General features: G+C 44.6%; 27 protein-coding genes, 1 tRNA gene, 1 riboswitch and 1 other annotated feature. Of the genes, 4 read left to right on the top strand and 24 right to left on the bottom strand.

Going from position 1 to position 26447, the window contains the following annotated elements:
• Position 1: 1 nt before the first annotated feature.
• Genes KXD37_RS01455 through ilvB form a run of 4 tightly spaced genes read right to left on the bottom strand, consistent with a single transcriptional unit; the run spans position 2 to position 4836 of the window.
• A complete protein-coding gene (locus KXD37_RS01455) occupies positions 2 to 1558 on the bottom strand; it encodes a 2-isopropylmalate synthase (protein ID WP_024122383.1) in 1557 nt (518 codons plus the stop codon).
• Complete coding sequence (gene ilvC, locus KXD37_RS01450; RefSeq protein WP_024122384.1) at positions 1545 to 2573, bottom strand: ketol-acid reductoisomerase; 1029 nt, start codon at positions 2571 to 2573, stop codon at positions 1545 to 1547. Before ilvC ends, KXD37_RS01455 begins: the two co-directional genes overlap by 14 nt.
• A 23-nt stretch (positions 2574 to 2596) precedes the next feature.
• The gene (ilvN, locus tag KXD37_RS01445) at positions 2597 to 3115 is read right to left on the bottom strand and encodes an acetolactate synthase small subunit (protein WP_095714278.1); all 519 of its coding nucleotides are present in this window, start codon (positions 3113 to 3115) and stop codon (positions 2597 to 2599) included.
• Positions 3112 to 4836, bottom strand: coding sequence for an acetolactate synthase large subunit (gene ilvB, locus KXD37_RS01440; protein WP_263463213.1), 1725 nt, complete (start codon positions 4834 to 4836; stop codon positions 3112 to 3114). The genes ilvN and ilvB overlap by 4 nt, the downstream gene beginning before the upstream one ends.
• A gap of 121 nt (positions 4837 to 4957) precedes the next feature.
• Positions 4958 to 5207, bottom strand: a binding site (T-box leader).
• A gap of 450 nt (positions 5208 to 5657) precedes the next feature.
• On the opposite strand from ilvB, the gene KXD37_RS01435 reads away from it, so the two are divergent.
• The 3 genes from KXD37_RS01435 to KXD37_RS01425 all read left to right on the top strand — a co-directional run bounded on the left by KXD37_RS01435 (position 5658) and on the right by KXD37_RS01425 (position 7625).
• On the top strand, positions 5658 to 5984 hold the full coding sequence (locus tag KXD37_RS01435; RefSeq protein WP_213417801.1) for a hypothetical protein: 327 nt from the start codon (positions 5658 to 5660) through the stop codon (positions 5982 to 5984).
• A 171-nt stretch (positions 5985 to 6155) separates the two neighbouring features.
• The gene (locus tag KXD37_RS01430) at positions 6156 to 6611 is read left to right on the top strand and encodes a GNAT family N-acetyltransferase (protein ID WP_151174410.1); all 456 of its coding nucleotides are present in this window, start codon (positions 6156 to 6158) and stop codon (positions 6609 to 6611) included.
• A 186-nt stretch (positions 6612 to 6797) separates the two neighbouring features.
• Complete coding sequence (locus KXD37_RS01425) at positions 6798 to 7625, top strand: YsnF/AvaK domain-containing protein (protein ID WP_151174411.1); 828 nt, start codon at positions 6798 to 6800, stop codon at positions 7623 to 7625.
• 58 nt (positions 7626 to 7683) lie between these two features.
• On the opposite strand, the gene KXD37_RS01420 is transcribed toward KXD37_RS01425, so the two are convergent.
• The 12 genes from KXD37_RS01420 to sdhC all read right to left on the bottom strand — a co-directional run bounded on the left by KXD37_RS01420 (position 7684) and on the right by sdhC (position 16599).
• Positions 7684 to 7757 (bottom strand) — tRNA-Arg (locus KXD37_RS01420).
• A gap of 129 nt (positions 7758 to 7886) precedes the next feature.
• Positions 7887 to 8396, bottom strand: a complete 510-nt coding sequence (locus KXD37_RS01415) for a YfcE family phosphodiesterase (RefSeq protein ID WP_024122391.1) — start codon at positions 8394 to 8396, stop codon at positions 7887 to 7889.
• Between the two features lie 14 nt (positions 8397 to 8410).
• Positions 8411 to 9007: an XTP/dITP diphosphatase gene (locus KXD37_RS01410; RefSeq protein ID WP_101863450.1), complete on the bottom strand. Its 597-nt coding sequence runs from the start codon at positions 9005 to 9007 to the stop codon at positions 8411 to 8413.
• A gap of 12 nt (positions 9008 to 9019) precedes the next feature.
• Positions 9020 to 9757: a ribonuclease PH gene (rph, locus tag KXD37_RS01405; protein WP_127696677.1), complete on the bottom strand. Its 738-nt coding sequence runs from the start codon at positions 9755 to 9757 to the stop codon at positions 9020 to 9022.
• Positions 9758 to 9867: 110 nt separating this feature from the next.
• Complete coding sequence (locus tag KXD37_RS01400) at positions 9868 to 10968, bottom strand: GerMN domain-containing protein (protein ID WP_024122394.1); 1101 nt, start codon at positions 10966 to 10968, stop codon at positions 9868 to 9870.
• 115 nt (positions 10969 to 11083) lie between these two features.
• On the bottom strand, positions 11084 to 11902 hold the full coding sequence (racE, locus tag KXD37_RS01395; protein ID WP_081638350.1) for a glutamate racemase: 819 nt from the start codon (positions 11900 to 11902) through the stop codon (positions 11084 to 11086).
• A 7-nt stretch (positions 11903 to 11909) separates the two neighbouring features.
• Positions 11910 to 12350, bottom strand: coding sequence for a MarR family winged helix-turn-helix transcriptional regulator (locus KXD37_RS01390; RefSeq protein ID WP_003222521.1), 441 nt, complete (start codon positions 12348 to 12350; stop codon positions 11910 to 11912).
• Positions 12351 to 12589: 239 nt separating this feature from the next.
• Positions 12590 to 12814 carry a spore germination transcription factor GerE gene (gerE, locus tag KXD37_RS01385; RefSeq protein WP_003184172.1) on the bottom strand — a complete coding sequence of 75 codons (225 nt, stop codon included), beginning with the start codon at positions 12812 to 12814 and terminating at the stop codon, positions 12590 to 12592.
• A 115-nt stretch (positions 12815 to 12929) separates the two neighbouring features.
• Complete coding sequence (locus KXD37_RS01380; RefSeq protein WP_106022189.1) at positions 12930 to 13373, bottom strand: acyl-CoA thioesterase; 444 nt, start codon at positions 13371 to 13373, stop codon at positions 12930 to 12932.
• Between the two features lie 59 nt (positions 13374 to 13432).
• Entirely contained in the window at positions 13433 to 14194 is a 762-nt protein-coding gene (gene sdhB, locus KXD37_RS01375) for a succinate dehydrogenase iron-sulfur subunit (RefSeq protein WP_024122397.1), read from the bottom strand.
• Between the two features lie 2 nt (positions 14195 to 14196).
• On the bottom strand, positions 14197 to 15957 hold the full coding sequence (sdhA, locus tag KXD37_RS01370; RefSeq protein ID WP_024122398.1) for a succinate dehydrogenase flavoprotein subunit: 1761 nt from the start codon (positions 15955 to 15957) through the stop codon (positions 14197 to 14199).
• A gap of 33 nt (positions 15958 to 15990) precedes the next feature.
• Positions 15991 to 16599: a succinate dehydrogenase cytochrome B558 gene (gene sdhC, locus KXD37_RS01365; protein ID WP_003237652.1), complete on the bottom strand. Its 609-nt coding sequence runs from the start codon at positions 16597 to 16599 to the stop codon at positions 15991 to 15993.
• A 292-nt stretch (positions 16600 to 16891) separates the two neighbouring features.
• On the opposite strand from sdhC, the gene KXD37_RS01360 reads away from it, so the two are divergent.
• A complete protein-coding gene (locus KXD37_RS01360) occupies positions 16892 to 17338 on the top strand; it encodes a YslB family protein (RefSeq protein ID WP_010335208.1) in 447 nt (148 codons plus the stop codon).
• A 41-nt stretch (positions 17339 to 17379) separates the two neighbouring features.
• On the opposite strand, the gene KXD37_RS01355 is transcribed toward KXD37_RS01360, so the two are convergent.
• The 8 genes from KXD37_RS01355 to fadR all read right to left on the bottom strand — a co-directional run bounded on the left by KXD37_RS01355 (position 17380) and on the right by fadR (position 26385).
• The gene (locus tag KXD37_RS01355; protein WP_024122399.1) at positions 17380 to 18612 is read right to left on the bottom strand and encodes an aspartate kinase; all 1233 of its coding nucleotides are present in this window, start codon (positions 18610 to 18612) and stop codon (positions 17380 to 17382) included.
• A 125-nt stretch (positions 18613 to 18737) separates the two neighbouring features.
• Positions 18738 to 18917: riboswitch (Lysine riboswitch) on the bottom strand.
• A 64-nt stretch (positions 18918 to 18981) separates the two neighbouring features.
• Complete coding sequence (gene uvrC / locus KXD37_RS01350) at positions 18982 to 20754, bottom strand: excinuclease ABC subunit UvrC (protein WP_127696676.1); 1773 nt, start codon at positions 20752 to 20754, stop codon at positions 18982 to 18984.
• A gap of 135 nt (positions 20755 to 20889) precedes the next feature.
• Positions 20890 to 21204 (bottom strand): thioredoxin, encoded by a 315-nt coding sequence (gene trxA, locus KXD37_RS01345; protein WP_003222500.1) that lies wholly within the window; start codon positions 21202 to 21204, stop codon positions 20890 to 20892.
• 313 nt (positions 21205 to 21517) lie between these two features.
• The gene (locus tag KXD37_RS01340) at positions 21518 to 23005 is read right to left on the bottom strand and encodes an alpha-N-arabinofuranosidase (protein WP_101861328.1); all 1488 of its coding nucleotides are present in this window, start codon (positions 23003 to 23005) and stop codon (positions 21518 to 21520) included.
• Positions 23006 to 23208: 203 nt separating this feature from the next.
• Complete coding sequence (locus KXD37_RS01335; RefSeq protein ID WP_254517817.1) at positions 23209 to 24186, bottom strand: electron transfer flavoprotein subunit alpha/FixB family protein; 978 nt, start codon at positions 24184 to 24186, stop codon at positions 23209 to 23211.
• A 35-nt stretch (positions 24187 to 24221) separates the two neighbouring features.
• Positions 24222 to 24995: an electron transfer flavoprotein subunit beta gene (gene etfB / locus KXD37_RS01330; RefSeq protein ID WP_024122404.1), complete on the bottom strand. Its 774-nt coding sequence runs from the start codon at positions 24993 to 24995 to the stop codon at positions 24222 to 24224.
• A gap of 14 nt (positions 24996 to 25009) precedes the next feature.
• Positions 25010 to 25786 carry an enoyl-CoA hydratase gene (locus tag KXD37_RS01325; RefSeq protein ID WP_103671723.1) on the bottom strand — a complete coding sequence of 259 codons (777 nt, stop codon included), beginning with the start codon at positions 25784 to 25786 and terminating at the stop codon, positions 25010 to 25012.
• 14 nt (positions 25787 to 25800) lie between these two features.
• Positions 25801 to 26385 carry a fatty acid metabolism transcriptional regulator FadR gene (fadR, locus tag KXD37_RS01320; protein WP_095714264.1) on the bottom strand — a complete coding sequence of 195 codons (585 nt, stop codon included), beginning with the start codon at positions 26383 to 26385 and terminating at the stop codon, positions 25801 to 25803.
• Positions 26386 to 26447: the final 62 nt, after the last annotated feature.

The raw sequence follows: 26447 nt of genomic DNA, 5'->3' as shown, positions 1-26447 counted from the left end.
TTTATGATCCGACAGCTGTATGGTTTTGCAGTCCGTTCATATTAGACTGGAAAACCAATTGACGGTTGACAGCGTTCAGATAGGCTTTCGCCGAAGCTTCTAATACGTCTTGCGCTATGCCCCGCCCTGCTGATTCTTTTCCGTTTACTACTACTCTTACATAAACCTGGGCAAATGCGTCTTCGCCTTTTCTATTGGACTGAATGCGGTAGTCTAAGAGCTCCACATCTTTATCAATACAGCGTTCAAGGGTATTGTATATCGCTTCCACGCTTCCGGCTCCTGTTGCCGCTTCCTGAATAAGCTGGGCGTTTTCTTGATTTTTCAAAGAAACCGTAGCCGTAGGGACCTGAGATGTTCCATAATGGACTTGCAGAGAAAGAAATTCATACCCAATCTTGCGGTCTGTTACTTTTTCTTCTAAAATAAGAGAGACAAGATCCTCATCAGTGATTTCTTTTTTCTTCTCAGTTAACTCTTTAAACATCGTAAAGAACTTATTAATCTCTTCACTATCAAATTGGAATCCCAATGCAGTCAGCCGGTCTTTAAATGCATGGCGTCCTGAATGCTTGCCTAGGACAAGCGCATCTGCCGTTACACCGACAAGCTCTGGTGAAATAATTTCGTATGTTGATTTTTCTTTTAAGAAGCCGTCCTGGTGGATGCCTGATTCATGAGCAAATGCGTTGTCGCCCACTACCGCTTTATTTCGCGGAACAGCCATACCTGTGAACTTGCTTACTAAATCACTAGTGCGTTTTATTTCATTTAGCGTAATGCCTGTTTCGACTTGATAGAAATCTTTTCTGATATGAAGGGCAACTGCAATTTCCTCTAATGCAGCATTTCCGGCTCTTTCACCAATTCCGTTAATCGCACATTCAATTTGATCGGCGCCATTTTCGATCGCTGAGAGAGAATTGGCGACTGCCATTCCCAAATCATCGTGGCAGTGAGCTGACAGCTTTGCTTGATGAATGTTTGGAACGTTCTCTTTCATATATTTAAAGATATTCCCGTATTCTGCCGGAGCCAAATAGCCGACTGTATCCGGAAGGTTGATGACACTAGCCCCTGCGTCAATCACTTTTTCTACGATTTCCGCTAAAAACGGCAGTTCAGTTCGGCAGGCATCTTCAGCAGACCATTGAACAATCGGGAAACGCTCTTTTGCGTATTTCACCATTTCAACGGCTCTTTCGATGACCTGTTCACGCGTCATTTTCAGCTTGTGTTTTAAATGAATGTCCGATGTGGCAATGAATACGTGAATTCTTGGCTGAGCACCGTCTTTTAACGCTTCCCAGGCCGCATCAATATCACCTTTTACACAGCGGGCAAGACCTGTCACAGAACAATTTTTTATGGTTCTTGCGATTTCCTGCACAGCTAAAAAGTCACCTCGGGACGAAGCGGGAAATCCCGCTTCAATGATATCTGCCCCGAGTCTTTCGAGCTGCTTTGCTATGGCAAGTTTCTCCTGTGTATTTAAGTTTACTCCAGGGGATTGTTCACCATCACGAAGCGTCGTATCGAAAAAATTAATTTTGCGCAACGGAGACCACCGCTTCCTTCTTCTTGCCTTGTTTGACAAACGGCATCATTTCACGAAGCTTTCTTCCCACCACTTCGATTTGATGTTCGTTTTCGCTCGTATTGATTGCGTTGAAACGAGGACGGTTTACTTGGTTTTCTACGATCCATTCTTTTGCAAATGTTCCGTCTTGGATGTCTTTTAAGACTTCTTTCATTGATTCTTTTACTTTTGCGTCTACAACACGCGGCCCGGATACGAAATCTCCCCATTGAGCAGTATCAGAAATAGAGTATCTCATGCCTTCCAAGCCTTCTTCATACATAAGGTCAACGATCAATTTCAGCTCATGAAGACATTCAAAGTATGCAAGTTCCGGCTGATAACCAGCTTCAGTTAATGTTTCAAATCCAGCTTTTACAAGGGAAGTTAATCCTCCGCAAAGTACAGCTTGCTCACCGAACAGATCCGTTTCTGTTTCTTCTTTAAATGTCGTTTCCAAAACGCCTGCTCTTGCTCCGCCGATTCCTTTTGCGTATGCCAAAGCTTTATCTTTCGCTTCACCTGTCACATCTTGATAGATCGCGAACAACGCCGGTACGCCTGCTCCTTGCTCATATGTTCTTCTAACCAAATGTCCAGGACCTTTAGGCGCTACCAAAAATACGTCAACATCTGCCGGTGGAACAATTTGGTGGAAATGAACGTTAAATCCGTGAGCGAAGACCAATGATTTGCCTGCAGTCAGCTCATCTTTGATTTCAGCTTCATATACTTTTTGCTGCTGTTCATCCGGAAGAAGAACCATAATGATCTCAGCTTGAGCCGCAGCTTCTTTTACTGAAAATACTCGATGTCCGTCTTCTTGCGCCTGAGTGAAAGATTTTCCTTGTCTGACACCGACAATCACGTCAATTCCGCTTTCTTTCAGGTTCAGCGCGTGTGCATGCCCTTGTGAGCCATAACCGATAATCGCTACTGTTTTTCCAGCCAATACGTTCTCTTTGATATCACCGTTATAATATACTTTTACCATTTCAATCTCTCCCTTGTTTTGTTTTATACAATAGATATTGTTTTATTGGATGACGACTTTTGCTGAGTGCCCCTCGCAAAAGCCGTTGTACCTGTTCTCGCAATTTCTTTGATTCCATACGGTTTTAGTAATTCAATCAGCGCTTCAATTTTGTTAGATTCGCCAGTCACCTGTACAACGATGCTGTCTCTGCTGACATCAACGACAGAAGCTCTGAACGGCTCTATAATTCCGTGAATCTCTGTCCTCGTTGACGGTGCGGAAACGACCTTGATTAAGGCCAGCTCCCTTTGGACAATTGATTGATTTGTGATGTCAGTGACTTTCAGCACATCAATTTGTTTGTTAAGCTGTTTTGTCAGCTGTTCAACATCATTTTCTCCTTCAACGTGAACGACAAAGGTAATTCTGGAGACGCCGCTTGTTTCTGTGTGTCCAACTGTAATGCTTTCAATGTTGTAGTGTCTTTTTGTAAATAGACCGGTGATCCTGTTTAACACGCCGGAGCGGTTCACCACAGTCAATGTGATAATTCTTTTCAAGGTTTCACCCCCACCATTTCATGCAGCCCTTTCCCCGGAGCCACCATCGGGAATACTTTTTCTTCGCTGGCGACCCGAACGTCAATGACAACCGGTTCTTTTGATGTCAATGCCTCTTCCAGCTTTTCCTTCGCTTCTGCATCAGAGGAGATTCTGATGCCTTTAATGCCGTATGCTTCTGCCAATTTGACAAAGTCAGGCTGTGAAGCGAATTTAGACTCTGAATAACGCTCTTCATAGAAAATCTCCTGCCACTGTCTTACCATTCCGAGACAAGCGTTATTTAAGATCACAACTTTAACCGGCAGATTCAATTCGCGAATAACATCAAGTTCCTGTAGCGTCATTTGAAAACCGCCGTCTCCAAGCACCGCCACCACGGTTGCATCTTTATCGGCCAGCTGTGCGCCAATCGCTGCCGGAAGGCCGAAACCCATTGTTCCAAGACCGCCTGATGTCACCCATTTATCTGCCTTTTGGAACGGATAAAATTGTGCTGACCACATTTGATGCTGGCCGACATCCGTTGCGACAATGGCTTCCCCCTTTGTAAATTGATGAATGTATTCAATCAATTTTTGAGGTTTAAAGCCTTCTTCTTCATTGTCTACGTACCAGAGCGGATACTCTTCTTTCCACTCGGCAAGCTGTTTTTTCCATTCGCTTGAATCGCCTTGTTTGCCGTTTTGTTTGATCAGCTCTTGCAGGACAACTTTGCTGTCGCCGACAACCGGAATCTGTGTTTTCATGATTTTTCCGATTTCAGCCGGATCAATATCAATGTGGGCAATCTTTGCGTTTCTCGCAAAATGCTTCAGGTTTCCTGTGACGCGGTCATCAAAACGGGCGCCGATGCTGATTAAAAGATCACAGTCATGAAGGGCCATGTTCGCTGTATAAGTGCCATGCATCCCCGCCATCCCCAAGAAAAGCGGATGGTCTGCCGGGAAACCCCCAAGTCCTAAAAGCGTGTGTACAACTGGAATTTGCTGCTGCTCGGCATAATTTTTTAATTCTTCTGACGCTTTTCCGTGCAATACGCCCGCACCCGCTAGGATAACCGGTTTCTTTGCGCTGCTTACAGCTTCCACAAGCTTGCGGATCTGCAAATAATTCGGCTCCGTTGTCGGCTGATATCCCGGGAGATTCATCTCGTGATCATAGCTGAATTCCCCTTCAATTGCTGCAACATCTTTCGGAATATCGATTAATACAGGTCCCGGTCTTCCCGTTGTCGCAATATGGAATGCTTCTTTAATGATGCGCGGCAGATCTTCCGGCTGGCGGACCTGATAGCTGTGTTTTGTAACCGGCATTGTAATCCCCAAAATGTCCGCTTCCTGAAAAGCATCGCTGCCGATAACGGAGGTTGCCACCTGCCCTGTAAAGACGACTAAAGGCAGTGAATCAATCATGGCATCCGCAAGTCCAGTAACAAGGTTTGTCGCTCCCGGGCCTGATGTCGCAATAACGACCCCTGGTTTTCCAGAAACTCTCGCGTATCCTTCTGCTGCATGAATGGCGCCTTGCTCGTGCCGGGGAAGGATATGTACCATTCCCGAATTGTACAGCTTATCGTAGATCGGAAGTACAGCTCCGCCCGGATAGCCGAATATCATTTCTACTTTTTCTTTCTTTAATGATTCAATCAGCATTAACGCTCCGCTCATCGTCTGTGTACATTTGGCAGATGCTGAATCCACCTGTACATTAGTCCCCATTTTTAGTTCCTCCTTTTGGATTTTCATCCTCTAAAGATCATCATTTATTAGCTTTACAGCTGATTATTCAATAAAAAAAGCCCTTCCGCCCACAATCAGCCGCGCATTGAATGCGATAGCCAAAAGGGGCGAAAAGGCTCTTCTTTCCGCGGTACCACCCTTGTTTACGGCCTTTCATGCGGCCGTCTCATGGATATTCCTATCCGTTTTAATAACGAGTAAACATCATCGTTCACCCGGCCAAGTCCTACTGTGATTTCAGACTGGCACTCTGAGGCGAGTTCACCTTGTAAAGCTTCGCCGGTTCTCAGCTAATCCGGTTCTCTGTGGAAAGCTTTTTCAAGGCTACTTATCCTCATCTGCGCTTTTCATATTCAGTCTCTTGAACAGCTTTTCTGCCGTCCAAGAAGATCGTTTGTTTTTCATTTTTTTAAAATCCTATTGCAATCATTTGTGCTTGTGAAACTTGCGTTTATCTTTTGTTGAACTCATATTACGCCGCTTTGGACGCAGTGTCAACAGCATTTTTTAAAATTATTAGACAATTTAGATTAATCAAACTATACTGTATACGCTTTCATTATTGGTATATAAGGAATTTCAAAAGATAAAAGTTTTTGTAATTTTTTTATTAATCTATCAAGTTTACACTCGAATTTTTCAATTTCATATAAACATGTCATATAATATGACGTGTTTTTGTTTCGATGAGACGTACATATGAAAGATCTTCTGGCAAAAAACAATTTCAGTTCGGATAGGCTCTTTCATTATTTTTCGTCATACACTGGTGTTATCTTGCAAAGAAAAGGTGATACGAGATGAATAAATCATTAGCAGACATCCAAGGATTTCCCGGGGGTTTTCCAAGCTTTCCCCAGCCATTTTATCCGGCAGCTCCCAGCTTTTATCAGCAAGGCCACCAGCCATTTGGAGGCTTTGGATACGGACAGCCGTACAGCCAGGCATACAGCCCGCTAAGCACCCCCTCTGCTATGTACTCCTCATTTCCATATGCTTCAGGATTTTACGGGCAGCAATTTTCAGGTGCCGGCTATAGCGGCCATGGCGGCGGTTTCAGTATTCCCGCAACGCACGCCGGAGGATTCGGCGGAGCATCTGGAGTACACGGAGGATTTCGATATTAAAATATCATGAGGTGCCGAACATCTATGTTCGGCACTTGTTAATTTATTCATCTTTAATAAAGTTAATAGACTGTGAGGTTTCCTATCTTACTATTTGGAAGCAAAAAGGATATATTTTAAGATAAAGGATAAGTCTGTTCAGAGTGACACGTTTTTGAGGAGGAATTCATTTTGCATATTAAAGTAGATGATTTGACCGGACATCAAGTGATCGAATTAGTAAGTGAGCATTTACATAGCATGACTCTCATGTCTCCGGCTGAAAGTATTCATGCCCTGGACATAGAAAGGCTGAAAAAACCTGAGATTACATTTTGGAGCGCTTGGGACGACAATGAATTAGCCGGCTGCGGAGCACTTAAGGAACTGGACAGCCGGCATGGAGAAATTAAGTCGATGCGAACCTCTTCTTCCCATTTAAGAAAGGGCGTTGCCAGCAAGGTTCTTCAGCACATTATAGTAGAAGCCAAGCGGCGCGGCTATCATCGATTGAGTTTGGAAACGGGGCCAATGACTTCTTTCGAGCCGGCTAGAAAACTTTATGAAAGCTTCGGTTTCCGGTATTGCCAGCCGTTTGCAGACTATATAGAAGATCCGAACAGCGTGTTTATGACAAAGGAATTGTGAAATATAAAGGATAGATAAGTGCGGGACTATGTTTCTGTCTTATCTATCTTTTTTATTTCCTCCTGTCTTTCGCCTGAATGCTGTTGGCAGCACCAAGTGTTTTCTATTTTGTTTATTTTAAAACGTAACGGGAATTAAAGACGACAAGAACGATAAAATTTTATTTTTACAGAGGAGGAGATTAATATGACAAAAAGTGTAGTTGGTGTATACGAAACTCCGCAAGAGACCATTGCAGTGATTGAAGGCTTGCTAACAAAGGGGTATGATTCTGACGATATTTCTGTTGTCACAAATCGCCAGGATACCGATTATCTCGAATCCCGTACAGGGACAGAAGTAAACCAAGCCCTTGAAACAAATAATAGCGATTCTGAATCCTTTTTTGATAAACTGAAAGATTATTTCACAATGGATGATACTGGCGCACACAGCAAAGCATTATCAGACCTGGATATCTCAAATGACGAAATAGACAAGTACCAAGAGGACCTGGATGACGGAAAGCTTCTCGTAGCCGTTGATACAGACGCAGACTTAGATGCAACTATTGATAACGGCAATGCCCTTTCAGGCGGCTTTGCAAATACAAATGAGACAGTAGATTATACAACAAAAGAAGAAAAAACCATGCCGCTTCGAGAAGAACAGCTGAAAGTGGATAAAGAAGATATCCAAACCGGAGAAGTGGAAATCGGAAAAGAAGTCAAAACAGAACAAAGAGATATGGACATTCCGGTAAGACATGATGAAATTTACGTTGAACGCCGTCCGGTGGATGAAAACACGGCAGACGCTTCTCCCGTAAATGACTCAGAAACGGTCAGAGTTCCTATCGTTGAGGAAAAGCTCGAAGTGACAAAAAAACCAGTTGTTACGGATGAAGTGGTTGTCGGAAAACGGACTGTCGAAGAAAACGAACATATTTCCGAAACTGTGAAAAAAGAAGAACCGCGTCTGAATAAAGAAGGGAATGTCCGCGATCTGGATGATGATACGTTAAATAACAAATAAAAAATCATCATAAACAAAAACCTCAAATCCTTTAAAGATTTGAGGTTTTTTCTTGGTACGTCCCAGGAGAGATTCGAACTCCCGACCGACGGCTTAGAAGGCCGTTGCTCTATCCAGCTGAGCTACTGGGACACGTTTTGTTTTTTGTTTTCGCTTTAACTATCAGCGACAAGATTTATTATATATGGGATGCAATGATAAGTCAACGGTTTTTTAGAATTTTTTTCATGAGGAAGAAAATTTTCTTCCTCATGTGATATTTCATAGGGTTACCCGGTGTTGCAAATCAATGATTTCATCGCCTGCTTGGTTATAAAAACGCACTGTTGCTGTATCATTTTCTAAAGACAGTATAGCATAGCTTTCTGTGCTGCGCACTCTTGGAAGGCGGATGCTGCCGGGATTAATCAGCAGTTTTCCGCGCAGCATTTCGCTTCCTGCGATGTGTGAATGCCCGAAGCAAATGATATCCGCTCCGAGCTCCTCTGCACGATAGTATACGTTTAGCAAGGTCTGTTTAATACCATGAAGGTGTCCGTGCGTAACCAATATTTTTTTGGAACCGGCCGTCAGCAGGAGCTCGTCCTTAAAATCGCCGATAAAATCACAATTGCCTTTTACAACGGAATAAGGCTCTAACGCCGGATGGCCGGTTTCAAGCTCAGAGTCTCCGCAATGAATCATGAGATCAACATCCGCTTCATGACGTTTCGCTATGGTTTGAAGCTCCTCTTCAAGCCCATGGCTGTCACTGATAATCAGCACGTTCATATATAAGCTCCCCCTTATGCCTCCAACAGCTTCGACAGCTTTTTAAGCGCGTCAGCCCTGTGGCTGATTTTATTTTTTTCATCACTTGTCAGCTCGGCCATAGTTTTATCTTTATCTTTGACGATAAAGATCGGGTCATAGCCAAATCCGTATTCTCCTCTCGGCTCTTCGGCAATATAACCTTCAACATGACCTTCGACTGTTTTTGTTTCCTCTCCCGGAATACTTACGGCAAGCGCGCAGCGAAAACGTGCCGTACGCTGTTCTTTTTCGATGCCTCTCAGCTCGCTCAGCACTTTATCGATATTCGCCTGGTCATCTTTCTGTTCCCCTGCATAGCGTGCTGAATAGACGCCGGGACGGCCTCCTAAATTATCAACGGACAAGCCGGAGTCGTCTGCAATCACCATTTTGTTCACTGCTTTCGCCACCGCTTCCGCTTTTAGAATCGCATTTTCTTCAAACGTATGGCCTGTCTCTTCAATTTCATCTGTAAACCCGATTTCAGCTAATGATTTTACCTCGTACCCTTTCGGCTCAAGGATTTCTTTAAATTCCTTCACTTTTCCCGGATTGTGAGTTGCAATAATTGCTTCTTTCATGATGATCAAGCCTTTCTGTCATTATTTCAGTTCTGGAAGAGAATCGCCCAGTACTTCTTTTTGCTTGTCAATCAGTTCCTGAATGCCTTTTTCTGCAAGACCGAGAAGCCCATTCAGATCCTCACGTGAAAAGGTTGCCTCTTCCCCTGTTCCCTGAAGCTCCACAAAGCGGCCGCTGCCTGTCATGATGACATTCATATCAACTTCAGCAGCAGAATCTTCATCATAATTTAAATCTAACAAAATTCCCCGCTCTTTATCAATTCCGACAGAGATCGCTGCCAGGTAATCAGTGAGCGGGTTTGTTTTAATCGTTCCTGCTTTGAGAAGCTTGCCAACCGCAATCGCCATGGCAAGAAATGCTCCGGTAATGGAAGCCGTTCTCGTTCCTCCGTCCGCCTGAATGACATCACAGTCAATCCAAATCGTCCGTTCGCCCAGTTTCTCTAAATCAACGACTGCCCGAAGCGCGCGGCCGATCAAACGCTGAATTTCCATCGTTCTGCCGGAAATTTTTCCTTTGGAAGATTCTCTGATCGTTCTTTGATTTGTAGCCCGCGGCAGCATGCTGTATTCAGCTGTAATCCAGCCTTTGCCTCCGCCCCGCAAAAACGGCGGTACGCGGTCCTCTACAGATGCGTTGCAGATTACTTTTGTATTCCCCGCTGTTATTAGAACAGACCCTTCCGGATGGCTGATAAAGTCCAAATCAAACGTGATTGGACGCAGCTCATCATGTTGTCTTCCGTCATGTCTCATGTTTTACCTCCGATTGTATGTACATAAACCATTTTTGTCCCGGAATTGAATAAAGAAAGAGGCAGCCGGAACGCTAACCTCTTTCTTTCTAGTATATCAAAAATCCCAATTTAAAAACTACCCGTATTCACTTGAGACGGTCTGGATACCGCTTCTGAAAGTTTTTCGCCTTTTTCGTTCACAAGCTCGGCTTTTCCGTTCACTTTAACGGATACGCTTTTTACATCCGGCTGCTCTGTTAAAGTCAGCACAATGCTGTTGAGCACTTCTGAAGAAATCATTTTCGTCTTTTCATCGGCGCTTCCGAAAATGGATTGATTAAAATCTAACGTTACACGTCCATCTTTGATTTTCGGCTTACTGACCAATTTCACATCTTCGCTGAAATCCGTTAACAGGCCGCTCGCCTTGCTCGGGCCCTCAGCCAGTTCATTAATAGCCGCTGTAATGTCGTCTGTTTTAGAATTGTCAATTCGTTTCGTTACCGGCACGTAATACTCACTGTCATCGGTTTCCGCCAAATAGTAGACTGTCAGCGGATGTGTAGCAGTGAGATCATTGACGCCTGCTGTTTCCAAATTAATCCCGTCCTTACGGCTTAAATCGTCTGAGATCGGCGTGCCGCCTACAGGCATCTCCTTCAGTTCATGGCCGTTGATTCTCAGCTTTACTTTATCAATTGAACTGAATTGAGTCAGCGTCCACGTCACCGATTGAACGATTTTCTGTTCATCTTCCTTCTTATAGTTTTTAAATTCTTTCGAGAAGTCCGCTATAGCAGTGCCATCTTTTTTGATATCTACGTTAACAGTTGTGTCAGCCGGCAAAACAGCTCTGAAGCCATTCGGCAGAATCTCTGACACAGGCCCGCCCTGCACAAGGTATTCAAGCGCCTGCTTAGCCGTTCCTTCACTTTTCGGAAGAGGCATCGTTTGAGCAACGACATAACCGTTTTTATCAATGAGATAAAGCTCCCTCATCACTGTAGAAGAGTCCTGATTCGCTTTTTCGGTATCACTTTTTTCATTTTTTGTTTTTTCGGCTGCTGTTGTATTTGAATCGGTCCCCGCTTCATCATTTACGTATGTAACGTCTTGAGGCGGATCGATTTCCTCAGCTGTCTTATCGGATTGAAATAAACCGCACCCGGATAAAAGCAAGGCAGAGGTGAGACAAGTGGCACCAATGACTGCAGGTCCTTTTTTCAGCATACTTTTCCCTCCTAAGGCTGTTTGTACTACTATGTATACGAGCCTCTGCGGAAAATAGACCGATGAATTCCATTAAAAACAGAAAAAACCCGCAACACGCCGTTGCGGGGCAAAACTATCTTCTAATTGGTTCTCGCAAAGAGATGCATTCTACGTGACCTACTTCATGGCCAAACCAGTCATCTGCTATTTTCGCAAACTGATCCCGTTCTCCTGTAGTCAGGAATTGATGATCTGGGGTAAACGGAGATTGATTCAGCAGTCCTTTATACGATAGAATCGTACTCACTTCCCGGGCTGTTTCATCGCCTGACGAAATAATATTCACATGCTCTCCCATATATCTTTGAATTGCGTCTTTTAAAATAGGATAATGGGTGCAGCCTAAAATCAGCGAGTCAATCGATGTATCTTTTAATGGAGATAATGATGTTTTGACAATCTCGTCTGCTGTTTTGTCCAGAAACTTTCCGCTTTCCACAAACGGCACAAGCAGCGGACAGGCAAGATTTTCGACCTTCAGTTCGGCATTTAATGCCAGAAGGGCTTCTTCATAAGCATTGCTCTTAATGGTGTTTTCTGTGCCGATTACACCGATATGCTGATTTTCTGTCACTTTTATCGCTGCCCGCGCACCAGGCTGGATCACCCCGACCACCGGAATATCAACGTCGCGCTGGATGTCTTCCAGTGCAATTGCTGTCGCGGTGTTGCAGGCGATCACCAGCATCTTAATGTGGTGGTTTTTCAACAAATAATTTGTCAGCTCCCGCGTGTATTGAAGCACTTCTTCTTCAGGACGCGGCCCGTACGGACACCGTTTTGTATCCCCTACGTAGATTATATTTTCTTTTGGTAGCTGTCTCATGATTTCCTTTGCAACGGTTAACCCGCCAACCCCGGAATCAATGACTCCTATTGGTTGTTCCAACAAAATCGCCTCATTTTCTCTTCATTTCATGCTGCAGTTTCATCAATGATTTTTCGAAGATGGCTATTTCTTCATCTGTAAACGTTTCGAACATATCACGCAGGTATTCCTGCCTTTTTGTAATGACCTCTTGGATAATGCGTTCTCCTTCAGGCAGAAGGTGTATCCTGACGACACGTCTGTCCGCCGGATCCTTTACCCGCTCGACAAGCTCATTTTTTTGCATACGGTCGATGAGATCCGTCGTCGTGCTGCATGCCAGATACATTTTCCCCGATAGTTCGCCGATTGTCATGTCTCCTAATTCATAAAGCCATTGCAGACCGACAAATTGCGGCGGCGTGATCGCGTATTGGTTTAGGATTTCTCTTCCTTTTTGTTTAATGATCGCGGCAATGTGGCGGAGCGACTTTTCAATGTCCGCAACATGCTCCAAAGGTTTTGATGTCATTTGTCCATCCCTCACTCAAGGATCTCTTACGCACAAAAGCGTTCCGTGTCTATTTTCCTTCTTTTTTAAAGAAAATGCAAGACTCGCGGGACGAGAAATAGAGGGACATTAGGCAAATGAAAGCAAATTGAAAATCTCGTTTTATATCGTATCATCCTAGTTTAATATAGGAATTTGGAACTTTTCAAACAAACAGCAATAACCGGCTCCCTCCTAAAAAGAAGGAATACCGGCAAGGATTAAAGCTCTAGCTCACCCATTCTAAGAAGCTCAACAACGGCTTGCGAACGCCCTTTCACACCTAATTTCTGCATGGCATTTGAAATATGGTTTCGAACGGTTTTCTCACTGATAAATAGCTCGCTTGCAATCTCCTTTGTTGTCTTATCTTGAACGAGCAATTCGAACACTTCTCTTTCTCTTTTCGTTAGCAGCGGCTTCGATTGAAATTCTTTCTCCTTCAAGTATTGTAACCCTCCTTGCTAAGGTGAGAGCGAATCTGAAACGAATGGGTTTTGATATAGTCAAGATATCATATGTCAGGAGGGCGCAGGAGGTGACGTTTACAGAAGAATTAGTTTATCGTGTATGGAGAAGCTTTTCTTTCTCCTCACTCGTCCAGCTGACAGCCTTTCCGCTTTCCTTTGACACTTGAACCATGACAACAGCTCCAGTGAAGCAAGGCTCCCCTACGCTATTTTCTCCGAGGTAATGCAAGGTGAGGGATGAACTGCCGACAGCGCTTGTTTTTACATAAATACGCAAGTCTTCATAAGGCATAACTTGGCGCAGATAATCACATTGCTGACTGGCGACGACTGTCATGGTTTGCTTATGTTGTTTCATCATATTCAGATTTTTAAAATAAGATATCCTCGCTTCTTCAAAATAGATGAAAGGGATTACATTATTCATATGCCCAAACATATCTGTCTCAGAAAATCGTACAGATACTTCATTAAAAAAAGAAAAGGATTCTATCCATTTTTGAAACGGCATGTCAATGTAAGCAGGAAGCTTCATTTCACTCATCTCCTTATTGTTAAAAAAACCTCTCCCATGCGGAAGAGGTTTTTTTCATCTTATACTCTGTCGCTTCCGAAGAAATTGCGGAATGCTTGTAAGTTTGTATCCCTGTTTAAGGCAGCGATAGAAGTGGTAAGCGGAATGCCTTTCGGACAGGATTGAACGCAGTTTTGCGAGTTGCCGCAATCTGCAAGGCCTCCTTCATCCATCAGCGCTTCCAGCCGGTCGGATTTGTTCATGGCTCCTGTCGGATGGGCGTTAAACAGACGGACCTGAGACATTGGAGCCGGACCCATGAATTTCGATTTGCTGTTTACATTCGGGCAGGCTTCCAGGCAGACACCGCACGTCATGCATTTTGATAATTCATATGCCCACTGGCGGCGTTTTTCCGGCATTCTCGGTCCCGGTCCTAAATCGTACGTGCCGTCGATCGGTATCCACGCTTTTACTTTTTTCAGAGAATTAAACATTCTGCTGCGGTCAACCTGCAGATCACGCACGACCGGGAATGTTTTCATCGGTTTTAAGCGGATCGGCTGTTCAAGCTGGTCAACAAGCGCCGTACAAGACTGGCGGGGCTTTCCGTTTATAACCATTGAACATGCGCCGCATACTTCTTCAAGACAGTTCATATCCCATGTGACAGGAGTTGTCTTTTCACCTTTCACGTTAACCGGATTCCGGCGGATTTCCATTAAAGCGGAAATGACGTTCAGGTTCGGGCGGTATGGTATTTCAAATTCTTCATCGTAAGGTGTGCTGTCGGGTGTATCTTGACGTGTGATAATAAATCGTATGGTCTTTTTCTCACTCATGATTATTTCGCCACCTTCTTCTTCGAGTAATCCCGTTTCCGAGGCGTTATCAGTGATACGTCGACATCCTGATACTCAAACTCAGGCGCTTCATACGGGCTTACATGTTTAGCCATTGTTGTTTTGAGCCATTCATCGTCATTACGCTCAGGGAAATCCGGTTTATAATGGGCGCCCCTGCTTTCATTACGGTTGTAAGCACCCAGTGTAATCACCCTGGCAAGCTGAAGCATGTTTGAAAGCTGGCGTGTAAACATAGCTCCCTGGTTGCTCCATTTTGTCGTGTCATTGATGTTAATCTTTTTATACCGCTCCATTAACTCCTGAATTTTGTCATCTGTTTTCAACAGCTTGTCGTTATGGCGGACAACCGTCACATTCGCCGTCATCCATTCCCCGAGCTCTCTATGGAGGACGTACGCATTTTCGTTTCCGTCCATATTCATGATCTCAGCCCATTTTTCTTCTTCTTTTTTCACGTGGGCATCGAATATCGATGAAGACATATCCTCTGCGGAAGATTCTAAGCCGTTTACATATTTAACCGCATTCGGTCCGGCTACCATTCCTCCGTAAATCGCGGAGAGCAGGGAGTTTGCTCCCAAGCGGTTGCCGCCGTGCATGGAGTAATCACATTCTCCAGCGGCAAACAGTCCCGGGATATTTGTCATTTGATCGTAATCTACCCATAAGCCGCCCATTGAATAATGAACCGCAGGGAAGATTTTCATTGGGAGTTTGCGCGGGTCGTCTCCCATAAACTTCTCATAAATTTCAATGATGCCGCCGAGCTTAATATCAAGCTCTTTTGGATCTTTATGAGACAGATCGAGATACACCATGTTCTCGCCGTTGATGCCGAGTTTCTGATTCACACACACATCAAATATTTCGCGTGTCGCAATATCACGCGGCACCAGGTTCCCATATGCAGGATATTTTTCCTCAAGGAAATACCATGGCTTACCGTCTTTGTATGTCCATACGCGTCCGCCTTCACCGCGCGCTGATTCACTCATCAGCCTTAATTTATCATCCCCCGGTATAGCTGTCGGGTGGATCTGAATGAATTCTCCATTTGCATAATACGCTCCCTGCTGATAAACGATCGATGCAGCAGACCCTGTATTAATCATGGAGTTTGTGGATTTACCGAAAATGATTCCCGGTCCGCCTGTCGCCATAATGACAGCGTCAGAACGGAAGGATTCAATTTGCATGTTTGTCAGGTTTTGCGCGACAATTCCGCGGCAGGTTCTGTCATCATCTAATATAGCGCCAAGGAATTCCCAGCCTTCGTATTTTGTGACCAGACCGGCAACCTCGTATCTGCGCACTTGCTCGTCCAAAGCGTAAAGCAGCTGCTGGCCAGTCGTCGCACCGGCATAAGCTGTTCTGTGGTGCTGTGTACCCCCAAATCGGCGGAAATCAAGCAGCCCCTCAGGCGTCCGGTTAAACATGACGCCCATCCGGTCTAATAAGTGGATGATTGATGGCGCCGCTTCACACATCGCCTTAACCGGCGGCTGATTGGCAAGAAAGTCTCCCCCGTATACAGTATCGTCAAAATGTTCCCACGGAGAGTCGCCTTCCCCTTTTGTATTGACTGCTCCGTTGATGCCGCCTTGGGCACAAACCGAATGAGAACGTTTCACAGGAACGATGGAAAACAGCTTAACCGCCATTCCTGATTCCGCTGCTTTGATTGTCGCCATGAGGCCGGCAAGACCCCCGCCGACTACAATAATGCTTGTTTGACTCATGATAGCCCCTCTCCCTCTAGTAATCTAGTACTCTTATACAAATGCAAAAATCGCTTTTAAGCCTACGTATGACAGTGCAACAAAGATAATCAGCGTAACGTACGTCGAAATTCTTTGAGAACGTGGCGTTACAGTGATGCCCCATGTGACAGCAAAAGACCATAAACCGTTCGAGAAGTGGAAAATTGTCGATAAAACACCTACAATGTAAAAGCCCAGCATAGCCGGCGAGCTCAAGATATTCGCCATCATGTCGAAATTGACCTCAGCGCCCATCTGTGCAGCAATGCGGGTTTCCCACACATGCCAGCTCACAAAAATGAGAGTGATGATACCGGTTACACGCTGCAGGACGAAGAGCCAGTTTCGCATATAGCTATATTGTCCTGCGTTATTTTTCGCAGTAAACGCTATGTACACACCATAAACTGCATGATAAATTAAAGGTAAGAAGATAATAAAGATTTCCAGAGCATACCTGAAAGGCAGACTATCCATAAAATGAGCAGCATTATTGAATGCTTCCGCGCCCCTTGCGGCAAACTGGTTGACGACTAAATGCTGAATCAAAAAGATGCCGACCGGTATGACGCCAAGCAAGGAATGCAATCTTCGAAAATAAAACTCTCTGTTCCCAGACATTACTTTACCCCCTGTTTGATAAGTGCGAAATGTGCTAAATCTCTTCCCCCACTTCTTTCAATTGTAAGCACTTTATTAAGATTTATTGACAATTTCATTTTACTCCTACCACAAAAGGGCGTCAAGAAAACGCGTACATAAATTCTAATTTTCCGAATTGATTAGTTGATTCAAAAATTTTATTTTATCAATATATAATTCTTTCTTAATTTTTCATGAGAATTACAGGATCATTCTGTAATCCTCCCCCCTGTTTGGGCTATAATATACGAAGGAGAGAGGGGAGACAGATATGAAGTCTAAATATGAAGCATCAATACATAATCTAAAAGAAATTGAAATGAACGCCTATGCCTATGAACTGATACGAGAGATTGTTCTCCCAGACATGCTTGGCCAAGATTACTCTTCCATGATGTATTGGGCAGGGAAACATCTCGCCCGAAAGTTTCCTCTTGAATCATGGGAGGAATTTCCGGCTTTCTTTGAAGAAGCAGGCTGGGGAACCCTCACAAACGTTAGCGCAAAGAAACAAGAGCTAGAATTCGAGCTTGAAGGACAGATCATTTCCAATCGGCTAAAATATCAGAAAGAACCTTGCTTTCAGCTGGAAGCTGGCTTCATCGCCGAGCAAATTCAATTGATGAATGATCAGATTGCCGAATCATACGAACAAGTAAAAAAGAGAGCCGATAAAGTGGTTCTGACTGTTAAATGGGATATGAAAGACCCTGTTTAATGAAAAAGGCGGTGACTGCATGAGTCCCGCCTTTTTGGTTGTCATGACACAGCTGAAGGATGTTTCGAGAGCTCGAATGCATCGTGGAGTGCTTCCACCGCTTTTACCATGTCATTTTCGCTCACTACTGTTGAAACTTTGATTTCAGATGTGCTGACCATTTTGATTAATATGTTTTTTTCCGCCAGTACAGCAAACATTTCAGCCGCTACACCGGGATTTGATACCATGCCTGATCCGACAATGGATACTTTGGCCAATTTGCTTTCTGTCTCGATTTTTTCGAATTCCAGCGCATCTTTGTACTCTTCAAGTACGGCAACAGTCTGGTCCGCGTCTTCGGATTTAACAGAGAAGGAAATTCCGGTCTCATGGTCTCCCGCCTGCGTTTGAATAATGATATCCACGTTAATGTTTCTTTTTGCAAGAGTTGTAAAAATAGTAGACAAAGTGGTCAGGCCGCTTGTCAGCCCGTAGATGGTTACCCTTGTGATTTGATCTTCGAACGCGATGCCTCTGACGATAAGATTCTGCTCCATGGATGATTCCTCCTCAATTAATGTTCCCGCTTCTGTTTCTGTACTTGAACGCACTTCTAACGGCACTTGGTGATTTTTCGCAAATTCAACCGCTCTCGGATGAAGAACTCCAGCGCCTAAATTGGCAAGCTCCAGCATTTCATCGTAAGAGATGCCGGCAAGCTTTCTCGCTGATTTCACGTAGCGCGGATCGGTTGTAAACACGCCGGGCACATCTGTATAAATATCACATTTATCCGCTTTTAATGCGGCAGCCAAAGCCACTGCTGTTGTGTCTGAACCACCTCTGCCCAATGTCGTGATTTCACTGTCGTCTGTCATGCCTTGAAACCCTGCCACAACAACGACTTTTCCTTCCTGAAGCTGGCCTTCTAACACGGATGTGTTCATCTCCGTAATTCTGGCGTTGCCATGGACGGCCTCCGTGCGGATCCCCGCCTGCCATCCTGTATAGGAAACGGCGTCATAGCCTTTTTCCTGCAGCGCCATGGAAAGCAAGGAAATGGTGACCTGCTCGCCTGTTGCCAGCAGCATATCCATTTCACGTTTGCTCGGCTGATCAGTGATGTCTTTTGCAAGGCTGACCAATGCGTCAGTGGATTTCCCCATAGCTGATACGACAACTACGACTTGATGGCCTTTCTGTTTTTCCGCAATGACGCGATTTGCTGCATTTTGAATTTTTTCGACTGAGCCGACGGAAGTACCACCGAATTTTTGTACAATGAGACCCATGTATAACCACCCTTTACATTTTGGTTCGTGCGGGTGAGGAGAAAGAGCGCTTTGTCCACAATAAAAAAAGCAATGAGAGGAATTGCTCTCATTGCTTATCAATTAATCATCACGATGATTATGAACAACGAGATAGCCCTCCAAGAAAATGATTTCTTGACAGCCTTACATTTATTCAATGCACGGCCAGCAAATAATACCGATGGGGTTTTATTTGCTTCGGCGACGCTCCCCTTTCAGCCTTTTTCTCAGAATCCATCTTTCTCCAAAGGCTTACTCTTGAAGTTCGCACCTCTATCTTCACCATATTACACGATCTAATTATGAAATTAGTTCACATTTTATCAGAACTTTTTCAAAAGGACAACATTATTTTTGCAATTTATCATAAAGCAGCTGTGCCGCCGCTGCGGGTACACCCGCTTTTTTGATGTCCTCGAGGCTTGCTTCCTTCATTTTTTTGACGGAACCGAAATGCTTTAACAGCATTTTCTTTCTTTTTTCTCCGATTCCGGGTATATCGTCTAGCACAGACTGGAACGCGCTTTTCCCGCGGATTTGCCTGTGGAAGCTGATCGCAAACCGGTGCACCTCATCCTGAATGCGCTGAAGCAGGTAAAATTCCTGGCTGTTTCGTTCAAGATAAACCGTCTCCAGCGGATCGCCGATTAATAAATTGGAGGTTCTGTGTTTATCATCCTTCGCCAAGCCGGCAATCGGGATATCAAGGCCGAGTTCGTTTTCTATGACGTCACGGGCCGCATTGATCTGGCCTTTCCCTCCGTCTATAATGATCAGGTCAGGGAGCGGCAGGTTTTCGCGAAGCACTCTTGTATATCTTCGTCTGACAACCTCTCTCATTGAGCCGTAATCATCAGGCCCTGTGACAGTTTTGATTTTGTATTTGCGGTATTCCTTTTTGTATGGTTTGCCGTCGATGAACACAATCATCGCCGAAACCGGGTTTGTCCCTTGTATATTCGAGTTATCGAACGCTTCGATTCTGTGCGGGGTATAAATATTTAAGGCGTCTCCGAGTTTCTGCACAGCACCGATTGAACGCTCCTCGTCACGTTCGATTAAAGAGAATTTTTCTTTAAGCGCGATTTTTGCGTTTTTATGTGCCAGCATAAGCAATTCTTTCTTCGACCCTTTTTTCGGCTGATGGACGTTTGTTTCCAACAGCTGCTCAATCATCGATTGATCGACGCTGTCCGGCACTAAAATCTCCTTCGGCAGAAAATGATTGTTTTTTGAATAAAACTGCCCGATGAAGGTAAGGAACTCTTCATCTGCTTCCTGATAAAGCGGAAACATGCTGACGTCACGTTCGATGAGCTTTCCTTGCCGTACAAAAAAGACCTGTACGCACATCCAGCCTTTATCATAAGCGTAAGCGAATACATCACGGTCGACTAAGTCGTTCATCGTCATTTTTTGTTTTTCCATCGTTGATTCGATATGGGCAATTTGGTCACGAAGCTCCTTTGCCCGTTCAAATTCAAGGTTCTCAGCCGCCTCAAGCATTTTCTCTTCAAGCTCTTTTTTGACGTCGTTATAGCCGCCTTTTAAGAAACGGGTAATACTCTCAACCAGCTCTCTGTTTGTCTCTTCAGAAATGTCCTTTACACACGGAGCAAGACATTGTCCGAGGTGATAATAAAGACACACTCTGTCGGGGAGCTTTGAGCATTTTCTGAGAGGATAGAGACGGTCGAGCAGCTTTTTCGTCTCCCTTGCGGCCTGAACATTCGGATACGGTCCGAAATAGCGCCCTTTGTCTTTTTTGACATTGCGGGTGACAATCAGCCTTGGGTGGCGTTCATGGGTGAGTTTTATAAAAGGATAGGTTTTATCATCTTTCAGCATGACGTTATATTTCGGATCATGCTTTTTGATCAAGTTCATTTCTAAAATAAGCGCTTCAAGATTGGAGGACGTCACGATATATTCAAAATCCTCGATTTCCGTCACAAGCCTCTGTGTTTTTGCGTCATGAGACCCGGTAAAGTAGGAGCGCACTCTGTTTTTCAGCACTTTTGCTTTTCCTACGTAGATCACTGTCTGCTGACGGTCCTTCATTAAATAACACCCGGGCTGATCGGGAAGGAGGGCGAGTTTTTCTTTCAGTTGTTTGTTCATATGTTACCCTTCCTTATAGTTAGTCCTTTGTTTCCAGTTTAACACGAACAGGTGTTTTTCTCCATGGTTCACGATTGGCGAATAAAAAAAGCGATCCCTCAATTGGAATCGCTCTGGCATGTAAGCAGCCGAACATTAAAGATGTTTGTTTACAAGCTCTTGAAGCGCTTCTTTCGGTTTGAAGCCTACAGATGTTTCAACAACTTCTCCATCTTTTAAGACAAGAAGTGTCGGGATGCTCATAACGCCGTATTTGCCTGCTGTTTCTTGGTTCTCATCTACATCGATTTTTACAATTTTCAGTTTGTCGCCCATTTCTTGATCCAATTCTTCAAGAACAGGTGCAATCATTTTACAAGGTCCGCACCAAGGGGCCCAGAAATCAGCCAGTACGACGCCTTCGCTTGTTTCAGCTGAGAAAGATTGATCAGTTGCTTTTACGATAGCCATTATTGAATTCCTCCAATTGTGAAATGATGATTTTTAGTATAGCATCTCCCATTCGTTCACGCTATTTAAATGCTTATAAATTATTTTTTCCTGATCACAATCGGTTTACTCATAGAATGGGGCATTTCGAAATTAAAACACGAATCTGATAATCGCTCCGATCACCACGATTGCGCCGATGATCATTAAAATTGTACGAAGCATAGGACAACATCCCTTCTATAACCGTCATATACTTTACCATGCCCTTTTGGAGCTGTTTCAAAACAAAAAAGAGCGCTGTCCTCTAGTGGATCGGCGCTCCTTTTTTTGGTTAAGAATCAGTCCGTAATGTGAGTAAGACAACTGCCATTGGCGGCAGCTTTGCTTTCAATTTGTTTTTATTTACAGAATAACGGCTGAACGATTCAGGTTTTACGTGCTCCGGATCATCAAACGTGTTATGGGCGTTCATCTTTTCAGCAGTCAGGATAACGCCGGAATGATCCACAGTCTTGTCAAGACCTCTCAGCTCGATCTCCACCTCTGCTTTATTTTGATGATCAATGTTACAGATGCTGACGTTTATATCGCCCTCAGCATTTCTTGATGCTGACACACTGATTTGAGGCAGCGTTTCTCCCTTCCATTCATAGTCAGCGGACGTTGTTTCAGTATCTAAAAGAGAGGCATCCTGATGTACCTTAAACATATCAAACACATGGTATGTCGGCGTTAATAGCATCCGTTCTCCCTCAGTCAGAATCATAGCTTGAAGCACGTTTACCGTCTGTGCGATGTTGGTCATTTGCACCCGGCGGCAATGCTGATGGAAAATGTGAAAGTGAGAAGCTGCGACCAGCGCGTCACGAATCGTGTTTTGCTGATATAAAAAGCCTGGGTTTGTTCCTGGCTCAGGGTCAAACCATGTGCCCCATTCGTCAATAATCAGTCCGACCCGCTGTTCCGGATCATACCGGTCCATAATTGTTCCGTGTTTTTCAATCAATTCATCAATGTATTTGGCCTTTTTCATCGTGATGAACCATTCGTCCTCTGTAAATTCTGTGGCCGATCCTTTGCCCTTCCAGAAATCTCCCGGAATCGTGTAGTAATGAAGGCTTAGCCCATCCATCAGGCCAGCGGCTTTTTTCATGAGCACGTCCGTCCAATTAAAATCATCGACGTTTGCACCGCCGGCAATTTTATAAATTTCATTGCCGCTGTAATTGCGGACATACGTTTGAAAACGGCGGTATAGATCGGCATAGTACTCTGGATGCATGTTGCCGCCGCAGCCCCAATTTTCATTGCCCACTCCAAAATATTTCAGCTTCCAAGGCTCTTCTTTTCCGTTTTGTTTTCTCCAATCCGACATGGGCGTGCCTTCTTTAAAGGTCATATATTCGATCCATTCCGCCATTTCCTGAACTGTTCCGCTTCCTACATTGCCGCAAATGTAAGGTTCGCACTCAAGCAGCTCGCACAGCATCATAAATTCATGTGTCCCGAATTCATTCGATTCAACTGTACCGCCCCAGTGAGTATTGAGCATCGTCTTGCGGTCACCCACACCATTAGCCCAATGATATTCATCCGCAAAGCAGCCTCCCGGCCATCGGAGGACAGGAATACGCAGCTGTTTCAGCGCTTCTAACACATCTTTTCTTATACCGTTTATATGAGGAATGCTTGATTCCGTTCCGACCCAAATCCCTTCATAAATCCCTCTTCCTAAATGCTCAGCAAAATGACCGTATATATTTTTGTTGATCGTTCCTTTTACAATATCCGTTTGAATCACTGCTGTATGTTCAGACATGCTTGATCATTCCTTTCATAAATATGAAAAGCACCACAGTCAAATATAGGATCTGTGTTTTGTCTGAGGAGCCAGCATGAATGTAAGCGCTTTTAAAGTAACCTTATTATATATGTCCGTACATGTCAACGACTTTTTTTATTACTAAATATTTGTACGTATGTATTCAAAAACCCCGAACTTTTGCAGTCCGGGGCTTCCCTTTATGAGTGAATATTCAGCTGTTTGAATTCTTCAGTCAGTAATGGGACGACTTCAAATAAATCTCCTACAATACCGTAATCAGCTATTTTAAAAATATCGGCTTCAGGATCTTTATTGATGGCGACAATTACCTTGCTGTTGGACATCCCCGCCAAATGCTGAATGGCACCGGAAATTCCGCAGGCGATATACAAATCAGGAGTGACAACTTTTCCGGTCTGTCCGATTTGAAGAGCATAGTCACAATAATCAGCGTCACACGCCCCGCGTGAAGCGCCGACTGCTGCGCCCAGCACCTCGGCAAGCTCCTGCAGCGGCTGAAAGCCTTCCTTGCTTTTTACACCGCGGCCGCCCGCAACAATGATTTTCGCTTCAGAGAGATCAACGCCGTCCGCTGTTTTTTTGACGATCTCTTGTATGACGGTACGGAGATCCGTAAGGGAAACTTCGATGCTTTCAATGCTGCCTGCCCGGCTGGCGTCTTTTTCTAACGCTTGAATGTTGTTTGGACGAATCGTCACAAGCGTCATCGGATCCGTTGAAATGACACGTTCAAATGCCTTCCCTGAGTAAATCGGTCTTGTGAAAACAACGTTCTCTCCGGTAACGCTTACATCTGTAGTGTCAGAAATCAATCCCGTTTGGAGCCGGGCTGCAAGCTTCGGCGACAGATCCTTCCCCATTGCAGTGTGTCCGCATACGACCGCATCAGGTTTCTCCTTTTCAATAATGGTTCGCATCACTTGGCTGTATCCGTCTGCCGTATATGCCTTGAGCTTTGGGTCCTCAGCTGTGAGAACTTTGTCTGCACCGTAGTGGATAAACTCCTCTGCATGCTGTGATACGTTTTCTCCTATAAGAACACCGATCACTTCTCCATCACCTGAAATGGTTCTTCCAGCGGAGATCGCTTCAAAGGTGACATTTCGCAGTTCTCCGTCACGAATTTCTCCGAGTACGATCACTTTTTTTCCCATCCTAACATCCCCCTGTTTCTTTGAATGTGCAAGCGCTAAATGACTTTCGCCTCGCTGCGGAGCAATGATACGAGCTCTTTTGCCTGTTCGGCAGGCTCACCCTGCAGAAGCTTTCCGGCTTCTTTTTTCGGAGGCAGAAAACGTTCAATTGTTTTCATTTTTGGTTCAGCATCTTCTTCATCCAAGTCCAGATCATCCAGCTCAAGCTCTTCAAGCGGTTTTTTCTTGGCTTTCATGATCCCCGGAAGCGATGGGTAGCGCGGTTCATTTAAGCCTTGCTGAGCTGTGACCAGCAAAGGAAGAGTCGTTTTGATTTTTTCAACATCCCCTTCAACGTCCCTTTCCGCTTCTGCGTCACTTCCATTGATGTCGAGTTTGGTGATCGTCGTGATGCACGGAATGTCCAAAAGCTCTGCCAGGCGAGGCGCCACTTGTCCTGAGCCTCCATCGATCGCGACATTTCCTCCGAGAATAAGGTCAAACTCCTGATCCTTCATATAGTGGTATAAAACTTGAGAAATGGAATACTGGTCGGGTTCTTCGAGATCATCTTCTATGTTGATTAAAACGGCTTGGTCACATCCCATGGCAAGCGCTGTACGCAGCTCCTTTTCCGCTTCTTCGCCGCCGACAGTAACAACGGTGATGGTGCCGCCGTGTTTTTCCTTCAGCTGAATGGCTTCTTCAATCGCGTACTCATCGTACGGATTGATAATCCATTCAGCCCCGTCATCCTGAATCTTCCCTGCGTCAATGACGATTTTTTCTTCTGTGTCAAACGTCCGTTTCATCAGTACAAATAGATTCATGATCATATCCCCTTTTATTCGCCTTTGAACTGAGGCTTTCTTTTTTCGAGAAATGCCTGAATGCCTTCCTTGGCGTCCTCCGACTCAAACGCTTCTCCAAAACGCTTTGCTTCAAGCTTTAAGCTGCCTTCATAGGAATACACCTTATTTGTATAGAGAAGCTCAAGCAGAGACGCCATCGTTTGCGGGCTTTTTTCTGCAAATTTGGCGGCAAGCGTTTTCGCTTTTTCAAGCACTTCTGCTTCATCTTTTGCTCCGATTGTCACAAGTCCGAGGTCAAGCGCTTCTTTCCCCGATATCGGTTCTCCTGATCCAATGAGCTCCAATGCTTTTGCTGTACCAACGTATCGCGGGAGCCGCTGTGTACCTGCAAAACCGGGAATAATACCGAGGTTAAGCTCAGGAAGCCCCAGTTTGGCATCTTCTGCCGTAATTCTGATATGGCAGGCCATTGCAAGCTCCAGCCCGCCGCCGAGGGCAGCTCCGTGAATCGCTGCGATAATCGGTTTTGGAAAGCTCTCCATTCTCTCCATCAGCTGCTGGCCGCGTTCAGCCAGCATTGAGGAATCCTCACTGTTTCTCAGTGATGTAAATTCTTTGATATCAGCGCCGGCGGAGAAGAACCTTCCTTCCCCGTGTATAATAATGCACCGCACGCCGGCATCTGTCTCACACTGATCAAGACAGGAGGACAGCTCTTCTAATATCCGGCTAGAAAGCGCGTTTGCCGGCGGATTGTGAATCGTCATAACTGCAACAAATTGATCAACTGCGAGTGATATTGCATTCATAGGACAGAACTCCTTTACTTATTGTGAATTCCGGATACCAGTAATTCTAAAACACTGTCTGACAAAGCAGCCAGATCATATTTTTGATCATTCATCACCCAGGTCGTCACGGTTTCGTCAATCGTTCCAAAAATCATCTGCCGGGCGAGGCGGACATCGAGGCCTTCTTTTAACTCGCCTGATTGTATTCCTTCCGTCAGAATGCCGTCTAAAATATTTAAGTAGCCCTTTAATATTTCATTAATTTTCTGCCGCAGCTCCAAATTGGATTGGCGGAGCTCAAGCTGAGTGACAATGGCGAGGTTATGGTCTCCCGCCAAGAGTGAGAAATGCTTTGAAATCACGAGCGACAATTTCTCTTTTGCTGTTGCCTTTTCTTTTATGTCCTCTTCCATCCGCTCAATGAATTGGCCCATTTTTTCTTTAAACAGAGAAATTAAAATGTCTTCTTTATTTTTAAAATAAAGATAGATGGTGCCGTCCGCTACTCCGGCTTGTTTGGCGATTTTAGATACCTGTGACTGGTGGTAGCCGTTTTCCGCAATTACTTCAACTGCTGCATCAATAATCTGCATATACTTTGGCCGTTTTTGCTTCAATTTTCATCGTTCCTTCCTATAGAAATGAATGACTATTCATTCATAATTTTATGATAAGAAGG

The organism is Bacillus sp. XT-2, from assembly GCF_025696525.1.
In the GTDB taxonomy this organism is placed as follows: Bacteria; Bacillota; Bacilli; order Bacillales; family Bacillaceae; genus Bacillus; species Bacillus halotolerans.
Note: the sequence above shows the minus strand (reverse complement) of the source record. Positions and strands in the feature narration are given on the sequence as shown.